Below are 20,631 nucleotides of genomic sequence, written 5' to 3'. Positions count from 1 at the left end.
ATTATGGCTAAATTCGTATTTTTTAGCTTAATTTAAAAGCTATTTCTTTATTATTCTAAAATTGCAGCAATTCCTGGTAAAGTTTTTCCTTCTAAACTTTCTAGCATAGCTCCACCACCTGTACTTACATAACTTACTTTGTCTTGAAAACCAAACTGTTTCACGGCTGCAACAGAATCTCCACCACCAACTAACGAAAATGCTCCGTTTTTAGTTGCTTCGGCAATAGAGTTTCCTAACTCAATAGTTCCGTTTGCAAAACTTTCCATTTCAAAAACACCAAGAGGACCATTCCATAGAATAGTTTTACATTCCATAACTACATCGTGAAATTTAGCTATAGATTTAGGGCCTGCATCTACACCTTCCCAACCATCTGGAATATTATTTATATCTACAGTTTGCTTGTTTGCATCGTTACTAAAAGCATCGGCAGCAATAGTATCTATAGGAATATGAACTTTTACATTCTTTTCCTCAGCTTGCTTTAAAATGCTTAAGGCTAAATCCATTTTATCATCTTCACAAATAGAATTACCTATTTTTCCGCCTTGAGCTTTAACAAAGGTAAAAGCCATACCACCACCAATAATTAAGTGATCTACGGCATCTAAAATATTTTCGATAATAGTAATTTTAGACGATACTTTTGCCCCACCTAAAATTCCTAAAACAGGTTTTTCACCAGTTTCTAATACTTTTTGAATACTTTCTATTTCTTGTGCTAATAAACTTCCAAAACATTTATTGTTCTCAAAAAATTGAGCAACAATGGTTGTAGATGCATGTGCACGGTGTGCAGTACCAAAAGCATCATTTACGTAAATGTCTCCTAATTTAGATAGTTGTTCTGCAAATGCTTTATCTCCAGCGGTTTCTTCAGCATGAAAACGTAAATTTTCTAACAATAAAATTTGTCCTGGTTCTAATTTAGCAGCCGCAGCTTCAGCAGTTTCGCCAACACAAGCATTAACAAAAGTAACCTCTACACCTAAAATATCTTTAACCGTTTCAACTATATGACCTAACGAAAACTCATCTTGCACGCCTTTTGGTCTTCCTAAATGCGACATTAAAATACAACTACCACCATCTTCTAAAATTTTAATAATTGTTGGCTTTGCCGAAACAATTCTTGTAGTGTCTGTTACCTCAAATTTATCGTTTAGTGGCACATTGAAATCTACACGAATAAGTGCTTTTTTATTTTCGAAGTTAAAATCGTTAATCGTTTTCATTATAATAGTTTTACGTTTAAGTCTTACAAATGTAACTAATAAATAATCTAATTAAAACGTGTTTTTAAACGAAAACGATGTAGCCACTTAATATTTTTTAAGTTTTATTTTATAAGCGAAAAAAATACTGAAAAAATATGTAGGTTTGCTTATGCTTTTTAACCAAATTATAGGACAAGAACATATAAAAAAGCACTTAACACAAAGTGCAGATAATGGCCGCATACCGCATGCACAACTTTTTGTTGGTAACGAGGGTTCTGGTACTTTACCAATGGCTTTGGCTTATGCACAGTATATACTTTGTAAAAATACTCAAGGCGAAAATGACGGTGGAAACGCCTCTTGCAACCTAAAATTTAAAAACTTTTCGCACCCAGATTTGCATTTTGCTTTTCCAGTAACCACCACAGACAAAGTAAAAAAGCATCCTGTTTCTAGCCATTATTTAGAAGAATGGCGGAAATTATTAAACGAGCAACCCTACGGAAACTTGTTTGATTGGTACAAACTGCTTGGAGTTGATAATAAACAAGGGCAAATTGGGGTTGATGAAGCTCAAGATATTGTAAAATCTTTATCGCTAAAATCGTACGAAGGTGGTTATAAAATTCTTTTGGTTTGGATGGCCGAAAAAATGAATACGGCAGCTGCCAATAAGCTTTTAAAACTTGTTGAAGAACCACCCGAAAAAACCATTTTTTTGCTTATTGCAGAAGATGAAGAGCAAATAATTAATACCATAAGATCGCGTTGCCAGGTTTTACATTTTCCTCCTCTTGCAGAAAACGATGTAAAAAATGCCTTAATTAATCAGTTTAATATTCCTGAAACTGATGCTACAAAAATTGCGCATCAAGCTAACGGAAACTATAATAAAGCTTGCGATTTAGTATACAGCGACACCGAAGATATTCAATTTGAAAAATGGTTTGTATTTTGGGTACGAACAGCCTTTAAAGCCAAAGGAAACAAAGCTGCCATACATGATTTAATTTCTTGGAGTGAAGAGGTTGCAAAAACTGGTAGAGAAACACAAAAACAATTTTTAAACTTTTGTATTGATTTTTTTAGACAAGCCTTATTACTAAATTACAATGCCAACGATTTAGTGTTTTTTGAGCCAAAAAGTGAAGCCTTTGATATAAATAAGTTTGCGCCTTTTATTCATGGAAATAATATTATGGATATTAGTAACGAACTTCAGGATGCTATTTACCATATAGAACGTAACGGAAATTCCAAAATTATATTAACAGATTTAAGCATAAAATTAACCCGTTTACTTCATAAAAAAGATAATTAAACACTGGTTTAAATTATTGATAATCAATAATTTATGTGTTTTTTTATTGAAATGTATACGTTTCTGCATTTAACTCGGTAACTCTAAAATAACCATAAGCATAATTATCTGGATTGTCCTGATTTATACAGTTTCCTTTTATTAAAGCGGCATTTGATGCAAACGGATTTCCTGAATTATAATACTGCTCAATTAAAATTTCCATGAAATTATAATACTGTTCTGAAATGGCATAAACCTTAATATTTACAGTATCTCCAGCCTCAAATGGTGTTTCGTTAGAGTCTTCATCATCTTCTTTTTCAAAAAAACTATAAACTTCATTACCATTTACAAACTCATCTGAAAGAGTGTTTAAAAACGGAAATAAATCTCCAGGTTCATAATATTTCACTAGATAGTAGTTTTCTTCAGCTTCAGGATCATCAAAATATATATTTACTTCGAGTAATTCATCATCAAAACCGGCTTCTGTACTTTGTGTAATTCGGTTAATTTCAGACACCGAATAAAGTGTTTCTATTGCTTCATAGGTTTCTCCGTTATAATTTACTTGTAAATAATAGGTATCGCCTAAAATTGGCTCAAAACTAGCTGTTGTATACGCACCGTTATTTTCATCTGTAAAATTAAAAATAGTGCCTGTATTTAAATTAGTAACAACAACAGTTGCGCCTGTTACAGCGGAATTAGTTTCGGTATCAAAATAAGCTGTAGACGTACTTAAATATATGGTTTGCTCGTTTCCAGATGTGCCTTTTTCCCAATCTAAAGAAGCTTCAATAACCAACCTTGGTTCTTCTGTTTGTAAATCTACGTCAATCACATCTTCACAACTCACAAAAAATAATGCAAAAAGTGATAAAATTATATAGTTATTAATGTTTTTCATGACTTTAAAATTTGAAATTGTAGGTTACCGAAGGAATTGCGCCAAATATTGAAATTCTAGTAGCTTCATTTAGTGCTGTTTGATTGTTTTGATTAAAACTTATTGATGCTGCATTTCGCCTATTATAAACATTATAAATACCGAATACCCACTCGCCTTTCCAACGTTTGTTTAAACTTTTTTTAGGGGTTAAGGTTGCAGAAATATCTAATCGGTGATAGGTTGGTAAACGATTTTCATTTCGGTTAGAATAAGTAGCTATAGAGAGACCTTCGTAGTTATATTGTCCGTTTGGATAGGTTACAGGTCGCCCTGTTTGGAACACGAAATTACTACTAAATCGCCATTTATCGTTTAATTTATACGATCCTGTTAAGGAAATATCGTGGGTTCTATCATAATAAGTATTATACCAATTTCCGTTATTAATTCCTGGTCCTCCCGCATTACCGCCTAAAGTACGTTGTTCGGATTTAGACAAAGTATAGGCCAACCAACCGGTAAAATCGCCTTTATTTTTACGAAAAAGTAGTTCTAAACCATACGATCTGGCTTCTCCACTTAATATTTCGGTTTCAATGTTATTATTTCCTATTAAATCCGATCCATCAATGTAATCAATTCTATTATCAACCTCTTTAAAGTAGGTTTCTAATTCTAGAGTAAAGGTATTTTCATTAAAGTTTTTGTAATAACCTAAGGCATATTGATTAGATAATTGTGGCTTTATGTACTGCCCGCTTGGAGTCCAAACATCTAAAGGTGTAACAGAAGATGTGTTAGAAAGTAGATGTAAATACTGTGCAGATCTGGTATAACTACCCTTTAAAGAAGATAATTTATTTAGTTGATACGATATACCAAAACGAGGCTCTAAGTTAGCAAAAGATTTTATGGTTTCGCCCTTACTGTAGGTTGTTTCGCTTTCTTCTTCACCACGCTCATAAATACCTAATTCGCTATTATAAACAACTGGAAGATTATTTACGTAATTAGCCATAGTTTGCCCACCTAATCTGGAAAATGTACTGAATCTTAAACCATAATTAAGGGCAAGTTTTTCTGTAATTTTATGTTCAGCATTAATATAAGCAGCACCTTCAAAAGCTCTCTTTTTATCAAGAGTTATGGCGTTTATTGATGATGTTTCGGTTGATGGTTGAATATCTCCTGGGTTTACGTTGTAAGTTAAAGCACTTACACCAAAATCGAGGGTTAAATTATTATTAACATAATAACCTAAATCGTATTTTATATTATAGTTTTTTATGTTGGCTTCCCAATCTAACTCTATAAAATCTAATACAATATTGTAATCATATTTACTATAAATTAAAGATAAATTAGAAAATAACTTATCGTTAAATACATGATTCCATCTTAAATTTCCTGTAGCGTTTCCGTAATTATTTTCAATTAAACTTGATAAATTAAAGACATCGCGCCCAAAATAGCCAGATAAATACAGTTTATTGTTTTTATTTATTTCGTAATTTGTTTTTAAATTTAAATCGTAAAACGAAATTTTGTCGTCTTTAACTTCTTCAATATATGGCATAAATAAATGCGCATAAGAAGCTCTGCCAGCTATTAAGAAGGAACCTTTTTTATTAAAAATAGGAGATTCTGCCGTAAGGCGACTTGAAATTAAACCAATACCTCCATTTAAAGCAAATTGTTTGCTATTTCCATCTTTTTGTCGCACATCTAGAACAGAAGACACACGACCACCAAATTTAGCAGGAATATCGCCTTTATAAAGTTTGATGTTTTTAATAGCATCCGTATTAAATACCGAGAAAAAGCCAAAAAAATGTGATGTATTATAAATTATAGCTTCATCTAAAAGTACTAAATTTTGGTCTGCCGCTCCACCTCGAACATGAAACCCTGCAGAACCTTCGCCGTTACTTGTAACTCCTGGCAGTAATTGAATGGATTTTATAACATCAACCTCCCCTAAAACTGCTGGCATTTCCTTAATAGTTTGGGCATTTAACTTTGAAACACTCATTTGAGGCTTTTTAATGCTAACTATTTCAGATTCTTCAGCAACTATTATAACTTCATCTAAAGAGGTTGCAGATTCTTGCAATTCGAAACTTAAATTTAAGTCATTATTTAAACTAATATCTTGTGAATAGGTTGTATACCCAACGTAAGAGATTATTAATTTATAATTGCCTTTTGGAGCTGTTAATGAGAAAAAACCGTATTCGTTTGTTGTTGCGCCAAAATTAGTGTCTTGAAGATAAACCGTAGCTCCCAAAAGTGTTTCTCCGTTGTTAGCATCGGTAATATTTCCACTAATACTATATTTTTCTTGACAAAAACCAAAATAACTAGTTATAACAAACAGTGTTAAACATAAATATTTCATTTATAACAATTCTTTTTAATGATAAAATTAAGCTTTGTGTAGCGTATTACAACACAACATCCATATTATTTTGCCTTAAATTATAACATAACAATATTTTATACCGACGATTAATATTAACTATTTGTTACATAATTTTTAAAACAAAAAAAGCCAGAAGTTACACTTCTGGCTAAACATTTTGTTATACTAATTCTCTACTCCTTTTTATAATCTTCATTAAGAGCATTTAAAATAGTTTCTGTTAAGTCGTTTTCTTCTGCACCGTACATAACTGTTGCTGCAGCTTCGCTAGTACCTAAAATGTATGTATAACCGTTTGCTTTTCCATAATCTTTTACAAAAGTTTTAACTCTACCTATTACAGAATCAATTTCCACTTGAAATTCTTGTGTTAACTGTTGCTGCTCTATTTGCATTTGTTGCTGTAAAACTTGTTGCTTTTGTTGCAAACCTGCCATTAACTCTTGTGCCTTACGTTGTGAAGATTTTTGAGCTGTTGCTTGTGTAGATTGTACTTCGGCTTGAAATGCTTGCCCAATACTATCTGCTTTTCTTCTAAAAGCCTCTTCCTTTAGTTGGAATTTTGCTTCAACATCTTTTTTCTCTTGATATTCGTTAATAACTTCTCCGTTATCAACAAAAGCGATTTTCTTTTCCTCCTGGCAAGACGTTAAAGCCAAAACTGTAAAAGCAGTAAAAATTAATTTTTTCATGGTTTTATGAAAATTAGTTAGATCTATTTTTTAATTGAAACAAATGTAATAAAGTAAGTTTTAGAATAACCGAAATTTATTCTGTTTTTAACAAATAAAGAAAACTTATAACGAAATTCACTAAAAATAAGATTCCTTTATAAAAAACGACTCGTTTTAAAGCGTTTTAAGCAACTTTTACAAAAAAGACATACAACCAACTGCCGACCCTAAAATTGATTTAAAATTTATTCTTAAAATAAATATTTTAGTTTTTTTCACTCAAAAACCACTTAAAAATTCCTAAAAAAAGGATTATTGAAAAAATAAATAAAAAATTGCGTGTTTTTAAATATTGTAAAATTTCAAAAACCCAATTATCGCTATTTATTTTTTTACGACATAAATTAAAGAAGATGTTTCTTTTGAAGCTAATGCTTTTACATTTGAAACTAAGCCAATAAAAAATCCTTTTATAAAATTGATTTTACCTGTTTTATATTTTTCTGAAAGCAGACTTACATAAAACGCATCGAACCACATGGGTTTAATTTGGTTTAAATTGAAACCATAAGATTCCATTAAATTTTTAATTGAAGATTTATTAAAATGCCAAAGATGTCTTGGTACATCGTAAGCCGCCCAAAAACTTTTATAATGTTTAGCATCGTAACTTTTATAATTTGGCACTGCAATTATTAAAACGCCATTGGGTTTTAATAATTTTTTAAACAATTCTATATGTTCTTCGATATTTGGTAAATGTTCCAAAACATGCCAAAGCGTAATTACATTAAACGAAGCTTCTTGAAATTCTTTTAGTTTTTCAACATTAAAAACAGCGTTATTTGTTTTTTTATTAGCAATATCTCTTGCCTGTTGGTTAGGTTCTACTCCACTTACCTGCCAACCGTTTTTTATTGCTACACTTAAAAAATCTCCTGTGCCACAACCAACATCTAATAAATTTTTATCTGTAGACACGTAGTTGTTTATTAAACTCAACTTTTTATTTAAAGCATAAACACGAACTAAATGATATACTTTTTCAAAAAAATTTCGTTTCGCATCAGTATGCGAAATATAATCTTCGCTTTTATAATACTCCGGAAGTTTTTCTTTTGAAGGTTGAGGATGTGTTTCTAAAAAACCATAAGTTTCATTTTGCAACAATGTGAAATCTTCACCAGAAACTGAATAATCTTTTACTTTTAAAATGATGTTTTTCGATTGTTTTAGCACCACGAATTAAGAATGTTATTAAAAATTTATTGTTTTTAGATGTTTTCTACCCTGTTCCACGTGGAACACTTTTACTAATTTTTAAATTATCTACCCATATAAACCAATAAAACAGAAATATCATTAGGTGAAACACCACTAATTCTTGATGCCTGAGAAACCGTTGTTGGCTGAATTTTTTTCAACTTTTCACGCGCCTCAAAACTCATCGATTTAATTTTAGAATAATCGAAATCGGCTGGGATTTTTACATATTCTAATCGACTTAATTTATCGGCATTATTTTTTTCTTTAGCGATATAACCAGAATACTTTACTTGAATTTCAGTTTGCTCTATCACTTCACGATCCAGATTATTTTCTTGAATATAATCTTCAACACTTTTTACCTTTCTGACATCATCCATATCAATATTAGGACGAGCAAATATTTTAAACAATTTACCAGATTGATTTACCGGAGAAGAATTTTTAGACTCTAAAATCGGATTAATTTCTTCAGGTTTTACACTTTTGCTTTCGAAAAAAGAAACAAATTCTTTAGCAGACTCATGTTTTTGCTCCATGCGTTTTAATCGCTTTTCAGAAGCCAAACCTAACTCATACCCTTTAGGTGTTAAACGTAAATCTGCATTATCTTGACGCAACAATGTTCTATATTCAGCACGCGACGTAAACATTCTATAGGGCTCTTCTGTACCTTTTGTAATTAAATCATCAATTAAAACTCCAATATATGCTTCATCCCTTTTCAAGATAAAAGGATCTTTTTCTTGAACTTTTAAGCTCGCATTTATTCCAGCCATCAAACCTTGAGAAGCCGCTTCTTCATAACCCGTTGTTCCATTTATTTGACCAGCGAAATACAATCCGCTAACCAATTTAGTTTCTAGAGTATGCTTTAATTGTGTTGGTGGAAAATAATCGTATTCAATTGCATAACCAGGACGGAAAAACTTAACATTTTCGAAACCAACAACAGAACGTAAAGCTTTAAACTGAACATCTTCTGGCAACGACGTAGAGAAACCATTTATATAATATTCTACCGTATTCCAACCTTCTGGCTCAACAAAAAGCTGATGACGATCTTTATCTGCAAACCGATTAATTTTATCTTCAATAGACGGGCAATAACGCGGCCCTAAGCTCTTAATTCTACCATTAAACATTGGCGATCTATCAAAACCCTCACGAAGCAAATCGTGTACCAAAGCACTTGTATACGACATGTGACAAGAACGTTGTTCTTTCAATGGTTTTGTAGTATCTAAATATGAAAATTTTTCAGGGTTTTCATCACCTGGTTGCTCAATCATTTTAGAGAAATCTAAACTTCTACCATCAACCCTTGGCGGTGTTCCTGTTTTCATTCTACCGGAATCAAAACCTAAATCAACCAGTTGCTCTGTAATTCCTGTAGCAGCTTTTTCACCAGCTCTACCTCCACCAAAATTTTTGTCTCCAATATGAATTAGGCCATTTAAAAAAGTGCCGTTTGTTAATACTACAGATTTACCACGAACCTCAACACCTAAAGATGTTTTTACTCCAACTACTTTGTCGCCTTCAATAAGTAAACCAGAAACCATTTCCTGATAGAAATCTAAGTTCTTTGTTTGCTCTAAAAGCATTCGCCAATCTTCAGCAAAACGCATTCTATCACTCTGCACTCTCGGACTCCACATTGCTGGCCCTTTAGACTTATTAAGCATTTTAAATTGGATTGCAGACGTATCTGAAACAATACCACTATAACCTCCAAGCGCATCAATTTCACGCACAATTTGCCCTTTAGCAATACCACCCATAGCAGGATTACAAGACATTTGGGCAATGTTTTGAAGATTCATAGTAACCAACAACGTTTTACTTCCCATGTTAGCAGCAGCAGCAGCAGCTTCGCTACCAGCATGTCCTGCACCTACAACAATAACATCATATACTTCGTTAAACATATCGTGGAAATTTGAAGTGTTCCACGTGGAACACTTGTTTGAATTTAATATTTTTTTTAATTAAACTTCTGATTATAAAGAGCTAAGTACTTATCTTCTTTATCTCTCATTAAAATAGCGTCATCATTCGTCTTATCTTTGTATCCGCAATAATGCAGGATACCATGAATAATTACACGCTTTAATTCAACATCAAAAGAAACATTAAAATCCTTAGCATTATCTACAACTCTTTCAATGGATATAAAGATATCTCCAGAGACTTGTTTACCTACAGAATAATCAAAACTAATAACATCCGTTAAGGTGTCATGATTAAGAAACTCAACATTTAATTTGTGTAAATATTCGTCATCACAAAACACATAATTCACCTCTTCTAAACTGTGGTTTTCTAATGTTATGGTTTCTAAAATCCACTTAGAAATATCTTCTTCAGAAGATAATTTAAAATCGGTTTCGTAATTAAAATTAATCATTAGTTTTATTGAAATATTCTTGTACTTTAACTTTATAAACAGGCTGCAAAGGTAATGCTTGTTTGTTTAATATTTCAGTAGTATTAAAATATTGTTTTGCGGTAGGAATTTGATTTGAAGTTGTGTTTTTAAACTGATTAGAATTAGCTTTAGATTGCCTTTTGTTGTCTTCTTCTTGCTGATGTGTAGCGTTATCTAATTTTAGTAATTGATGCTTTAATTGCATCATTTTTTGAAGCGTTTGTTGCGTGAATCCTTTATTCAATAATTCCATTTCAACGTTTTCCATCTGGCGCACTAAATTCTTTGCGTTTCCTTTTAAACCTTCTTTAGCAATACGCTCTTCAAGTTCATTTCTAAGCTTTTGTTGTTCTTGGTAAATTTGATAAAGCAGTCCGTTTAAATCTTCATTTGTACCATCACCTTCACCTGATTGTTTCTGACCATTCTTTCCGTTTTTACCTTCTCCGTTCTTTTCGCCACCATCATTTTCTCCACTAGAACCCTGAGAACCTTCTCCAGTTTTTTGTTCTTGTCCTGGCTTTTTCCCCTCACCTTCTTTAGGTTTTCCTTCTCCTTTTTTCATGCCTTCTTCCATCATTTTATTGAGCTGCTCTTGGCTCATAATAATATCGGGCAATTGCATATCGCCACTTCCACCTTGACCAGCAGACATACTTAAACTTTCTTGCATATTATCTAGAACATCACTTAAAAAATCTGCTAAATTATTTGTTGCTGTAATAGCAAACTGCTGATTGGAAATACCTTGATATACCCGATTATCAGCAAAGTTTTCTAAACTCTTTTCCATGTTATAATACACTTCTGAAATTTCTTTATTAACCTGTTCGGATAACTTAGGATTACGAAGTGAGAGCGCAAACAAACTATCATCTACATGCTCGAAATGTTCTAATAAATTATTCTGCTTTTTTAAGTTTGAAGCAAACCCATTGTCGTTAGTTTCTGAAGATTTAAACTGATTCATTAAGTCTTCTTGATCGAAAGAAAACAAAACTAAATTATCTAAAATTTGACGGAGTGCATCAACATCTTCTTGCAATTGTTCGCCACCAGATGCTTGCATTGCTTGTTGCATACTTTGGCTCATTTGCATCATTTTTTTAGCAGCCTTCTTTTGGCTTTCTTGTGCTTTTTTTAAATTTTCATCTGTATTATTATCTTGCTTTACTTTTTCATCAGAAGTTACTTCTTCTTTCTTTTCTAATTCTTCAGATGCATTTTTTTGTTCTTCATCTACCTCCTTCTCCTCAAGTTTATCTCTTGGGATATCAATAGGCTTTTTTAACGATTTACTTTCTTCTTCTAAATCTGAAATTTGTTTTTTATAATCTTCAAATTTTTCATTTAAAGCATTCTGTTTTTTAGCTGTGTTTTCTTCTTTATTTTTGGTAGAAAGCTTTTCTTGATCGATAGCAAGCTTCATTAAATCTTCTTTTAATTGATCTAATTTCTTTTCAACATAATATCTTTTTGTTAACTCTAACAATTGCTCTAAACTTCGTTTTTTGTTTTTGTTTTGTTTGGCTAATTCTTCTAGTTTTTCTGTTAGTTGTTCCTTGTTAATTTTCTCTTGTAAACGTTCTAACTCTTTTAGCAATTGCTCGTCCTTTTTTAACCTTTCTTCATTTTCATCAAGACGCTTTTTTAATGCTTCTTTAAACGGATCATCTTTATCTTCTTTTTGAAACTCATCAATATTATTTTTTAATTTATTATTGAAATGTTTCATCATTTGGTCCTGCTCCTTTTGACGTTCTATAAAGGATTCTAATTTCTTTTTATCATTAAAATTAAGATCATTTTTTTCCTTTTGAAGACGTGTGATTTCTTGTAGACTTTTCTCCTGTGAATTAAACTTATCGAAAGATTTTTGTAAATCATTTATGGTCTTACCTTGTTCCTCCAAATTACGTTGTTCCTCTTCTTCTTGTGTTCTTTTTCTAAATGTAAAAACTCTACTTTTAGAACTCTTGTAGTTGTGAACAGCATCATTATCTAAGACCTCAAAATAAATACTATAAGCTACGCCTTCTTCAATATTTAAATTATTTGGAAACGCTGTAACAAACTCTGCAAAATTGGTGTTAGAAATCCCTAAATCCAACTCTTGCTTATCTGTGATTTTATTAGTTGGATAATAAATCATTTTTACATTACGTAAGCCATAATCATCATTAATTTTTCCATGAAAATATAAGGACTGATTATCTAAACTATCTTGTTTTACTTCTACTTTAATTTCTGGATATTGATCTTTGATTACATTAATATTAAAGTTTAAGTTTTCGTAATGTTTTAAATTACTATTACTGGTACTTAATGTGTAATTTAAATTACTAAACAACCTTTTTGAAGCTTGAAATGCATTAGCATCTTCACTTTTAAATTGTATTGTATCTTTTGAAAAAAGAGAAATAGAATGCGTTGATTCTGCAGTTATTCTCCATGTTACTTTTGTTCCTTCTGGAACCAATGCATTACCCGAACTTTTTAAAATTTCGTTTGTCTTCTTTAAATAACTCGGATAATTTAGATGCATTTGAAAATCGACAATGCTTGGTGTTTTTACTACTTCAATTTTATATGGCTTTGATGTTACATTATTAGCTTGCAACTCAAATTCAAATGAGGATTTAGGCTTATTAAAAACATACTCGAACTCACCGTTACCCTTTTGTTTTAAAAAATATGTTTCGTTATTATAATAAACTTCTACTGTTTCTGGAATTACATCTCCAGCTGTACGAACTTGTAGAGTAAAATCTTTGTTTTCAACAGCTGTTAAATCTTCATTAATAACAAAAAACTCAAAAGGCGCTGGTGGTGTATAAGCGGTTTTATAATTTACAACACGCTTATAACTTTCGTTAAACCAATTGCCTTTTCCAAATAATAAAGAAAGTAAAATGATAACCACAGGTATAGCAGCATATTTTAAATACCTAAAATTAGCTTTTAAATTTACCGCTACTTTAAACGGAATAGGTTTTAGCTCAATAGATTTTTGTTCTATACTTGCTAGTAATAATTCAGAATTACTTTCTGTATTTTTAAGTTGAAATACATTTAACAACTTATCGTTAACCTCAGGAAAATGTTTGCCTATAATTTTTGATGCATCAACATAATTAATACCTTTTTGCAGCTTAAATAATTTAGCCAAAGGCAACACAATAAATTTTGTTAGTAGCGCTAATTCTACCAAAATAAAGGTCCAAAATAAAATACTTCTAGCAGTTGTATTTAACCATAAAACGTACTCAATAAACATTATAACTAAAAAGTAAAGCAGCCCAATAGCAAAAAATAAAATGGCACCTTTTAGTAATTCGTTTACATAATACTTCTTAATAAAAGCTTCTACCTTTGCTTCTATATAATTGAAATTGTTCATAATAAATTAATCCTTAATACTAAACTACAATTTTATTTATAACAACTACCTTAATTAGCTGTTAATTGTATCTTTGCAAAAAATACTGAAGTTTAAAAATCGTAATAAAACATGACAAAAAATGTTCGTGTGCGTTTTGCACCAAGCCCAACCGGACCACTTCACATTGGTGGCGTTCGTACAGCATTATTCAATTATTTATTTGCTAAAAGACATAACGGAACTTTTGTTTTACGTATTGAAGATACCGACCAAAACCGTTACGTAGAAGGTGCCGAACAATACATTATTGATGCTTTAAACTGGTGCGGATTTCCTTTTGATGAAGGCCCAAACATAAACGAAAAATTTGGACCTTACAGACAAAGCGAACGCAAACATTTGTATAAGCAATATGCCGATGAATTAATTGCATCGGGTAATGCATACTATGCTTTTGATACTGCCGAAGAATTAGACAAACACCGAAAAGAGCACGAAGCTAACGGTAAAACTTTTATTTACAATTGGCATAACCGTTTAAAACTAAATAATTCATTATCGCTTAGCGCGGAAGAAGTGCAAAGCAAAATTGCAGCTGGCGAAGATTATGTTATTCGATTTAAAAGTCCGCAAGATGAAACTTTACACTTAAAAGATATTATTCGTGGCGATATAAAAATTGACACTAATATTTTAGATGATAAAGTATTGTTTAAAAGCGATGGTATGCCAACCTACCATTTAGCAAATATTGTTGACGACCATTTAATGGAAATCTCGCACGTAATTCGTGGTGAAGAATGGCTACCAAGTTTAGCATTACACATTTTACTTTATCGTGCTTTCAAATGGGAAGCTCCAGAATTTGCACATTTACCATTAATTTTAAAACCAACCGGAAAAGGAAAATTAAGTAAACGTGATGGCGATAAATTAGGCTTTCCTGTTTTTCCTTTACAATGGAAATCTCAAGAAGGCGACATTTCTAGAGGTTATAAAGAAGATGGTTATTTCCCTGAAGCCGTTGTAAACTTTTTAGCCTTCTTAGGATGGAATCCAGGAACCGAACAAGAACTTTTTAGTTTAGAAGAATTGGTTGAAGCTTTTAACTTAAACAAAGTAAATAAAGCTGGTGCTCGTTTTGATCCAGATAAAACTAAATGGTTTAACCACCATTACATGCAAGAGCAAGACAATTTAAAACTTGCAGAAGCGTTTAAAAACAATCAAGAAGAATTAACAACTATTGATATAAACTATATTGAAATGGTTGTAAGTTTAATAAAAGAGCGAGCAACGTTTATAAACGATTTCTGGGGCTTATCGCACTTTTTCTTTACATCGCCTTCAAACTACGATGAAAAGGCTTTTAAAAAGGCTATAAAAGACGATACTGCCGAAATATTAACTAAAGTAAAAAGTATTATAACCCATATAGACGATTTTACCGTTAATGCTTTACAAACCGATATTAAAGGTTGGATTACAGACAACAATATTGGTTTCGGAAAAATTATGATGCCTTTACGTTTAGCTTTAGTTGGCGCCTTACAAGGTCCAGATGTTTTTGAAATTATGTTTTTAATAGGCAAAAACGAAACTGTAAAACGTATTGACAACCTCATTGAAAAAATATAATATAAAACAAAAGCCTTGAAAAATCTCAGGGCTTTTTTTAAACCCTCATACTTTATGAAAACATTATTTTTAAACCTATGCCTAGTTATTTTAACCATTACTAACATTAACGCACAAACCAATCAATTAGACTGGTTAGATATTGAATTATCAAATTACGAATATCCTTATACTGTTAAAATATTAAAATTAAACATCCAAAATCAAAACTTAAAAATGGCTTATATGGATATTAAGCCTGTAGAATACAATGGCAAAAATATTGTGCTTTTTCACGGTAAAAACTTTAATGGAGCATACTGGAAAACTACCATTAATAGTTTAGCATCGGAAGGTTATCGTGTTATTGTACCAGACCAAATAGGTTTTGGTAAATCATCAAAACCAAATCATTTTCATTATACATTTCAGCAATTAGCTAAAAACACAAAAACATTATTAGATAGTTTAAATGTGAAAAAAACAGCCATATTAGGGCACTCAATGGGCGGTATGCTGGCTACTAGATTTGCTTTAATGTATCCAGAAACTACAGAGAAATTTATTTTAGAAAACCCTATTGGATTAGAAGATTGGAAACTAAAAGTACCTTACAAACCTGTTGAGTGGTGGTATAACAACGAGTTAAAAAAGAGTTACGAAGGCATCAAAAAATATCAGTTAGTTAATTATTACGATAACAAATGGAAACCAGAATACGACCAATGGGTAAACTTATTAGCTGGTTGGACATTAAACTCTAGTTACCAAACTATTGCGTGGAACAATGCGCTTACCTACGATATGATTTTTACACAACCTGTAGTGTATGAATTTAAAAACATTACCGCTCCTACTCTATTAATAATTGGAACTAGAGACAGAACCGCATTAGGGAAACCATTAGTTACAGAAGCTGTTAGAAAAACCATGGGACTTTATGCAGAATTAGGCAAAAAAACGCAAAAAGCAATTCCAAATGCCAAATTAGTTGAAATTGAAAACGTGGGACATTTACCACATATTGAAAAGTTTGATAGTTTTATAAAGCCATTAAAAACTTTCTTAGCAGAATAATATTAAAAAGAAAATTCCTTTAAAGCTTAATGCTTTAAAGGAATTACCATATTCCAAGTATTTTCAAAACTCCAAGCTTTTGGCCCGCTACCAACAGCAGCAAATAAATGTGTTGGTTTTCCATCTTCAACTAAAACAAACGGACGCTCAAAGTGATTTTGATGCGTAGTTGTACCATCTTCCCAAAGTATATTTCTACTATAAGCTTTTACTTTATCGAATAAATTCCAGGTTACACCATCTTTAGACCAAATGTGAACACCGCCACCTTCTTCTCCACAAATTAATCCGGAACGGTCTTTTATAACGCCTTCATATTTATCGCCTGCCCACCAAATAAATGGGTCTTCAACATCAATATGATTGTTATCTGGCGTTTCAAATCTAAATACAGGTTCTTCGCTTAAACGCTTGTATTCGCCTGTAGGGCTATCTGCCATAGCTACACCCAATAATAAAGGTGGTTTTGGTGTAGCCGAGGACTTATACATTAATAAAATTTTTCCAGTTTCAGGATCTACTGCTGGAGATGGATTGGATGTTATTGTAGCATCCCAATGGCCTTCTCTAGGCTCAATAACTGGTTTATCAACACGTTCCCATGGCCCAAAAACCGAATCGCTAACTGCCAAACCTACGCGCTTATTTAACCATGCTTGGTTCCAGTTATAGCCTTCTGGTTTGCGGTTTTCTTTGGTAGGCATATCAAAATCGTAAGTTGTACCAAAGTGATATAATAAATATTTGTCTTTATATTTTACTATTCTTGGGTTATGCGTACACATACCATCGAAAAACTCTTTACCTCTTGGAGGTAAAACTACTTCTTGAAATTTATAAGGGCCAACAGGTGTATCAGCAACAGCGCGAACAATTTCTGAGTTTGTAACCCAATTACCAAAACCAACATCTTTAGACCATCTTGAGGCAAACATATGGTATTTTCCATCTTCACCTTTTATAACAGACGATCCCCAAATCCAGTAATTATCATCACGAAAACCGCCGTTTTTTGGAGCTGGTAAAATTTTATCAATAAATGCTTCTTCTTGTTTTGGTGCATCAACACAGTTTAATAAAGGAAGTGATGCTAATGCTGCTGTGGCTTTTAAACCTGTTTCTAAAAACGTTCTTCTTTTCATAAGTAAATTTTAAAACATAATGGCGGCACCTAAAAATATTTGGCTTTGGTTTCCTTTAAAACGGGAATCGCCTCCAGAAGTTTCTAAATTTTGTTTTTCTAATTTGTTAAAAATATTTGTAAACCCATACACATATTGGGCTCTTAACTTAAAGTTTTTTATACCTAACGTAATACCAATTAAGCCGTTTAAATTAATTTGAGAAATATTGTAAATATCGGCTGCAGTTATGTTACTATAATTGTTAATGTAAAAATCTTCATAAGATTTATCATTAATCTCTAACTTACTATTATATTGAAACATTGGGCCTGCATCAACTGTAATATAATGTTCAATTATTTTAGTATGAATAATTAAAGGTAGTTGTACTGTAAATAGCTTATAATCTATAAATTCGTTAATTGCACTAGATTGTGTAGGTCTGCCTGATATACTTATATTATTTTCGGCTATTTTCATACCAAAACTTATATCGTACCATTTTAAAGGAATATTAACTGTTGCTGCTGTTCCACCATAAAAACCATCACCTTCTTTTGTAATAAAGTTATCTGTTAAAATATCAAGTTTTGTTATTCCGCCTTCTAATAACAAACCGTTTTGAATACGATAATTACCCTTTTGAGAAAAACTTTTTGTAACAAAACATATACAAATAGCTACTAATATTAAAAATTGGTTATGTTTCATGGATTGAGAGAAAATCATCCCAAATATAACATTTATTTTGTACCTTAATTTTTTAACCATGTTTAAACCTTAATTATTATGAACTTCGTATTTATTCCCATTCTTTTTATTGGAATCGTAATTTTAATCTCCTCTATTTTTACTGTAAAACAACAAACCGCTGCTATTATTGAACGTTTTGGTAAGTTTCATAGTATTCGCCAATCGGGACTAAAATTTAAAATTCCTTTAGTCGATAAAATAGCAGGTAAACTAAGTTTAAAAATTCAGCAATTAGATGTTATTGTTGAAACTAAAACTTTAGATGATGTATTTGTTCGCTTAAAAGTATCTGTACAATATCGCGTGCTTAGTCAAAAAGTATACGATGCGTTTTATAAACTTGATTATCCGCACGAGCAAATTACAAGTTATGTGTTTGATGTCGTTCGTGCTGAAGTACCTAAAATGAAACTTGATGACGTTTTTGTTAAAAAGGATGATATTGCTTTAGCTGTTAAAGCAGAATTAAACGATGCCATGTTAGAATACGGTTTCGATATTATTAAAACCCTTGTTACAGATATTGACCCAGATGCACAAGTAAAAGCTGCAATGAACCGAATTAACGCTTCAGAACGTGAAAAAACGGCTGCTCAATATGAAGGTGATGCTCAACGTATTTTAATTGTTGAAAAAGCTAAAGCTGAAGCTGAAAGCAAGCGTTTACAAGGACAAGGTATTGCAGACCAACGCCGTGAGATTGCTCGTGGTTTAGAAGAGTCGGTTGAAGTTTTAAACCGTGTGGGTATAAATAGCCAAGAAGCTTCTGCTTTAATTGTTGTTACGCAACATTACGACACCTTACAATCGCTAGGTGAAGAAACTAATAGTAATCTTATTTTATTACCTAATTCACCTCAAACAGGTAGTAACATGCTTAACGAAATGGTCGCTAGTTTTACAGCTAGTAACCAAATTGGTGAAGCTATGAAAAATGCCAAAAAGAAAAATAACAGTGAAAACGAAGACTAAATTTTAATATAAGTCTTATAAATTTAAAACAAGGTTGTTTGAAACATTTCAAACAGCCTTTGTTATTTTATTGCAACTATGATTTTTTAAATTTAATAGTTGTTTTTTCTGGTACCACTTCCCTACTTTCCTTATTACTTATACTTCCAGGAAATGTTAAAGATGTACTATTAAAAGTAGTTCCAAAATTTACATTTGCGCTATAAACTTGCCTTACTGCATCTTCAACTTGTTCTTTTGTTAATTCTTTTAAAGGATGAATAAAAACAGACCACAATATACCATCTGACACCGCATATTTAACATCTAAAGCAGTGTGAAAATTAGCAACTAAAGCAGCTTTTATAAGTTCGTCGTTTAAATTATTTGCATCTGTTATTGGAGAAATTATACGCATTCTATTATGGTTTTCATCTGTAACAGAAAGCATTGGTATTTGGTTTACGAAAAATTCCCAACGTCCAGGTTTTCCATTGATAGAATCGCTTACCGAAGTATATAATTCATGCAATGTTGCATTTGTCATACTTTGCGAAAACGATAAAAAAGGCAGTATTAAAAGAAGGAAAGCTAATTTTCTCATTTTGTAAATTGTTTTAAACTTAGTCGAAAACGATTTACATTCCTTAAAAAAAAGAGCCTTAATTAAACTGGTAAATGTACCAGCTTAATAAGGCTTCTTTTAACTCTAAATTTTAATTGTTGTATTTGCTAATTAAATTCTTTAAACTATTTCGGTAATTTTCTAATTCTTCCGTATCAAGTTCTCCTTTATTAAAGTTTCCTTTTGGTAAAGTGCTTCTACTCTCATCTAAATACTTTTGAAGTTCTGGATAATCGTCTTCAATAGTTCTTGTTAAAGTAGCTATTTCTGTAAGTATGTTACTATTTGCAGTTTTCATAAATTATATTTTTTGTTTTTATATAACTTATAAAAAATATAACACACTTTGTCTTAAAGAGTTGCTAAAGTTTTAAGAATCTTGGTCCTCTTCATTTTTATGCAACCAAGGTTTGTAATTTTTATAAGCAGGCCCTTTTAATTTAGACCGTTTTGTACCAATAGAAATTACTTTATAATCTTCTATATTCTTATTTTCCCAAACCTTTTGGTTTTTATATTCTGGCCCAGTTAAACTTTCTTTTTCAATAATGGTATAAACAACTGTGGGCACAACATCGTGTTGCCAAGGTTTGTAATTTTTGTAGGCAGGTCCTTTAAATTCGTTTCGTTTTTGTGCGTAAGCTCCAAACGAAATTATAATTGCTAATGCGGTAAATGCTATTTTTTTCATAACTAATTCTGTTTTAAATTCTTTTATAAAATTAATAACAGATTAGCCTATTTACAGGTCTATGAAACTACCGAAATAGCATCCGTATTTATACTGATTTTTGAAATATCATAGTGGAACGTGATGTCAGGTTTAGCGCAGTCGAAACTAAATTAATTAGCTTTTTATGGATTTTAAAATCTATTAAAACAATACTCAAA

At 31.5% G+C, this 20,631-nt stretch carries 17 protein-coding genes; 4 read left to right on the top strand and 13 right to left on the bottom strand.

The window, feature by feature from the left end; genetic code table 11:
* Positions 1 to 50: 50 nt before the first annotated feature.
* Entirely contained in the window at positions 51 to 1,238 is a 1,188-nt protein-coding gene (locus LG649_RS05585; RefSeq protein WP_226542049.1) for a phosphoglycerate kinase, read from the bottom strand.
* Positions 1,239 to 1,389: 151 nt separating this feature from the next.
* Here LG649_RS05585 and LG649_RS05580 point away from each other — a divergent pair, with 151 nt between their 5' ends.
* Positions 1,390 to 2,544 (top strand): DNA polymerase III subunit, encoded by a 1,155-nt coding sequence (locus LG649_RS05580; RefSeq protein ID WP_226542047.1) that lies wholly within the window; start codon positions 1,390 to 1,392, stop codon positions 2,542 to 2,544.
* A 43-nt stretch (positions 2,545 to 2,587) separates the two neighbouring features.
* On the opposite strand, the gene LG649_RS05575 is transcribed toward LG649_RS05580, so the two are convergent.
* The 7 genes from LG649_RS05575 to LG649_RS05545 all read right to left on the bottom strand — a co-directional run bounded on the left by LG649_RS05575 (position 2,588) and on the right by LG649_RS05545 (position 13,611).
* On the bottom strand, positions 2,588 to 3,436 hold the full coding sequence (locus LG649_RS05575) for a DUF4249 domain-containing protein (RefSeq protein ID WP_226542038.1): 849 nt from the start codon (positions 3,434 to 3,436) through the stop codon (positions 2,588 to 2,590).
* Between the two features lie 4 nt (positions 3,437 to 3,440).
* Positions 3,441 to 5,816, bottom strand: coding sequence for a TonB-dependent receptor (locus LG649_RS05570; protein WP_226542036.1), 2,376 nt, complete (start codon positions 5,814 to 5,816; stop codon positions 3,441 to 3,443).
* A gap of 197 nt (positions 5,817 to 6,013) precedes the next feature.
* Positions 6,014 to 6,532, bottom strand: coding sequence for an OmpH family outer membrane protein (locus LG649_RS05565; RefSeq protein WP_226542034.1), 519 nt, complete (start codon positions 6,530 to 6,532; stop codon positions 6,014 to 6,016).
* A gap of 366 nt (positions 6,533 to 6,898) precedes the next feature.
* A complete protein-coding gene (locus LG649_RS05560) occupies positions 6,899 to 7,753 on the bottom strand; it encodes a class I SAM-dependent methyltransferase (RefSeq protein WP_226542547.1) in 855 nt (284 codons plus the stop codon).
* Positions 7,754 to 7,839: 86 nt separating this feature from the next.
* Positions 7,840 to 9,711, bottom strand: coding sequence for a tRNA uridine-5-carboxymethylaminomethyl(34) synthesis enzyme MnmG (gene mnmG, locus LG649_RS05555; protein WP_226542032.1), 1,872 nt, complete (start codon positions 9,709 to 9,711; stop codon positions 7,840 to 7,842).
* A 56-nt stretch (positions 9,712 to 9,767) separates the two neighbouring features.
* Entirely contained in the window at positions 9,768 to 10,190 is a 423-nt protein-coding gene (gene ybeY, locus LG649_RS05550; RefSeq protein ID WP_226542030.1) for an rRNA maturation RNase YbeY, read from the bottom strand.
* Positions 10,183 to 13,611 (bottom strand): DUF4175 family protein, encoded by a 3,429-nt coding sequence (locus LG649_RS05545; RefSeq protein ID WP_226542023.1) that lies wholly within the window; start codon positions 13,609 to 13,611, stop codon positions 10,183 to 10,185. Before LG649_RS05545 ends, ybeY begins: the two co-directional genes overlap by 8 nt.
* A gap of 111 nt (positions 13,612 to 13,722) precedes the next feature.
* Here LG649_RS05545 and gltX point away from each other — a divergent pair, with 111 nt between their 5' ends.
* On the top strand, positions 13,723 to 15,231 hold the full coding sequence (gene gltX, locus LG649_RS05540) for a glutamate--tRNA ligase (RefSeq protein ID WP_226542021.1): 1,509 nt from the start codon (positions 13,723 to 13,725) through the stop codon (positions 15,229 to 15,231).
* Between the two features lie 54 nt (positions 15,232 to 15,285).
* The gene (locus LG649_RS05535; RefSeq protein WP_226542020.1) at positions 15,286 to 16,287 is read left to right on the top strand and encodes an alpha/beta fold hydrolase; all 1,002 of its coding nucleotides are present in this window, start codon (positions 15,286 to 15,288) and stop codon (positions 16,285 to 16,287) included.
* A gap of 26 nt (positions 16,288 to 16,313) precedes the next feature.
* On the opposite strand, the gene LG649_RS05530 is transcribed toward LG649_RS05535, so the two are convergent.
* Positions 16,314 to 17,429, bottom strand: coding sequence for a glycoside hydrolase family protein (locus LG649_RS05530; RefSeq protein WP_226542018.1), 1,116 nt, complete (start codon positions 17,427 to 17,429; stop codon positions 16,314 to 16,316).
* A gap of 9 nt (positions 17,430 to 17,438) precedes the next feature.
* A complete protein-coding gene (locus tag LG649_RS05525; protein ID WP_226542016.1) occupies positions 17,439 to 18,122 on the bottom strand; it encodes a hypothetical protein in 684 nt (227 codons plus the stop codon).
* A 78-nt stretch (positions 18,123 to 18,200) separates the two neighbouring features.
* Here LG649_RS05525 and LG649_RS05520 point away from each other — a divergent pair, with 78 nt between their 5' ends.
* A complete protein-coding gene (locus tag LG649_RS05520; protein ID WP_044631545.1) occupies positions 18,201 to 19,136 on the top strand; it encodes an SPFH domain-containing protein in 936 nt (311 codons plus the stop codon).
* A 76-nt stretch (positions 19,137 to 19,212) separates the two neighbouring features.
* On the opposite strand, the gene LG649_RS05515 is transcribed toward LG649_RS05520, so the two are convergent.
* From LG649_RS05515 to LG649_RS05505, 3 genes are all read right to left on the bottom strand, one after another.
* A complete protein-coding gene (locus LG649_RS05515; RefSeq protein WP_226542014.1) occupies positions 19,213 to 19,719 on the bottom strand; it encodes a hypothetical protein in 507 nt (168 codons plus the stop codon).
* Positions 19,720 to 19,831: 112 nt separating this feature from the next.
* Positions 19,832 to 20,038 (bottom strand): hypothetical protein, encoded by a 207-nt coding sequence (locus LG649_RS05510; protein ID WP_226542012.1) that lies wholly within the window; start codon positions 20,036 to 20,038, stop codon positions 19,832 to 19,834.
* Between the two features lie 72 nt (positions 20,039 to 20,110).
* Positions 20,111 to 20,431, bottom strand: a complete 321-nt coding sequence (locus LG649_RS05505) for a hypothetical protein (protein ID WP_226542010.1) — start codon at positions 20,429 to 20,431, stop codon at positions 20,111 to 20,113.
* Between the last annotated feature and the right edge of the window lie 200 nt (positions 20,432 to 20,631).

This window comes from Neotamlana laminarinivorans (genome assembly GCF_020523925.1).
GTDB classification, from domain to species: domain Bacteria; phylum Bacteroidota; class Bacteroidia; order Flavobacteriales; family Flavobacteriaceae; genus Neotamlana; species Neotamlana laminarinivorans.
This window is presented reverse-complemented; position numbering and strand designations above follow the sequence as displayed.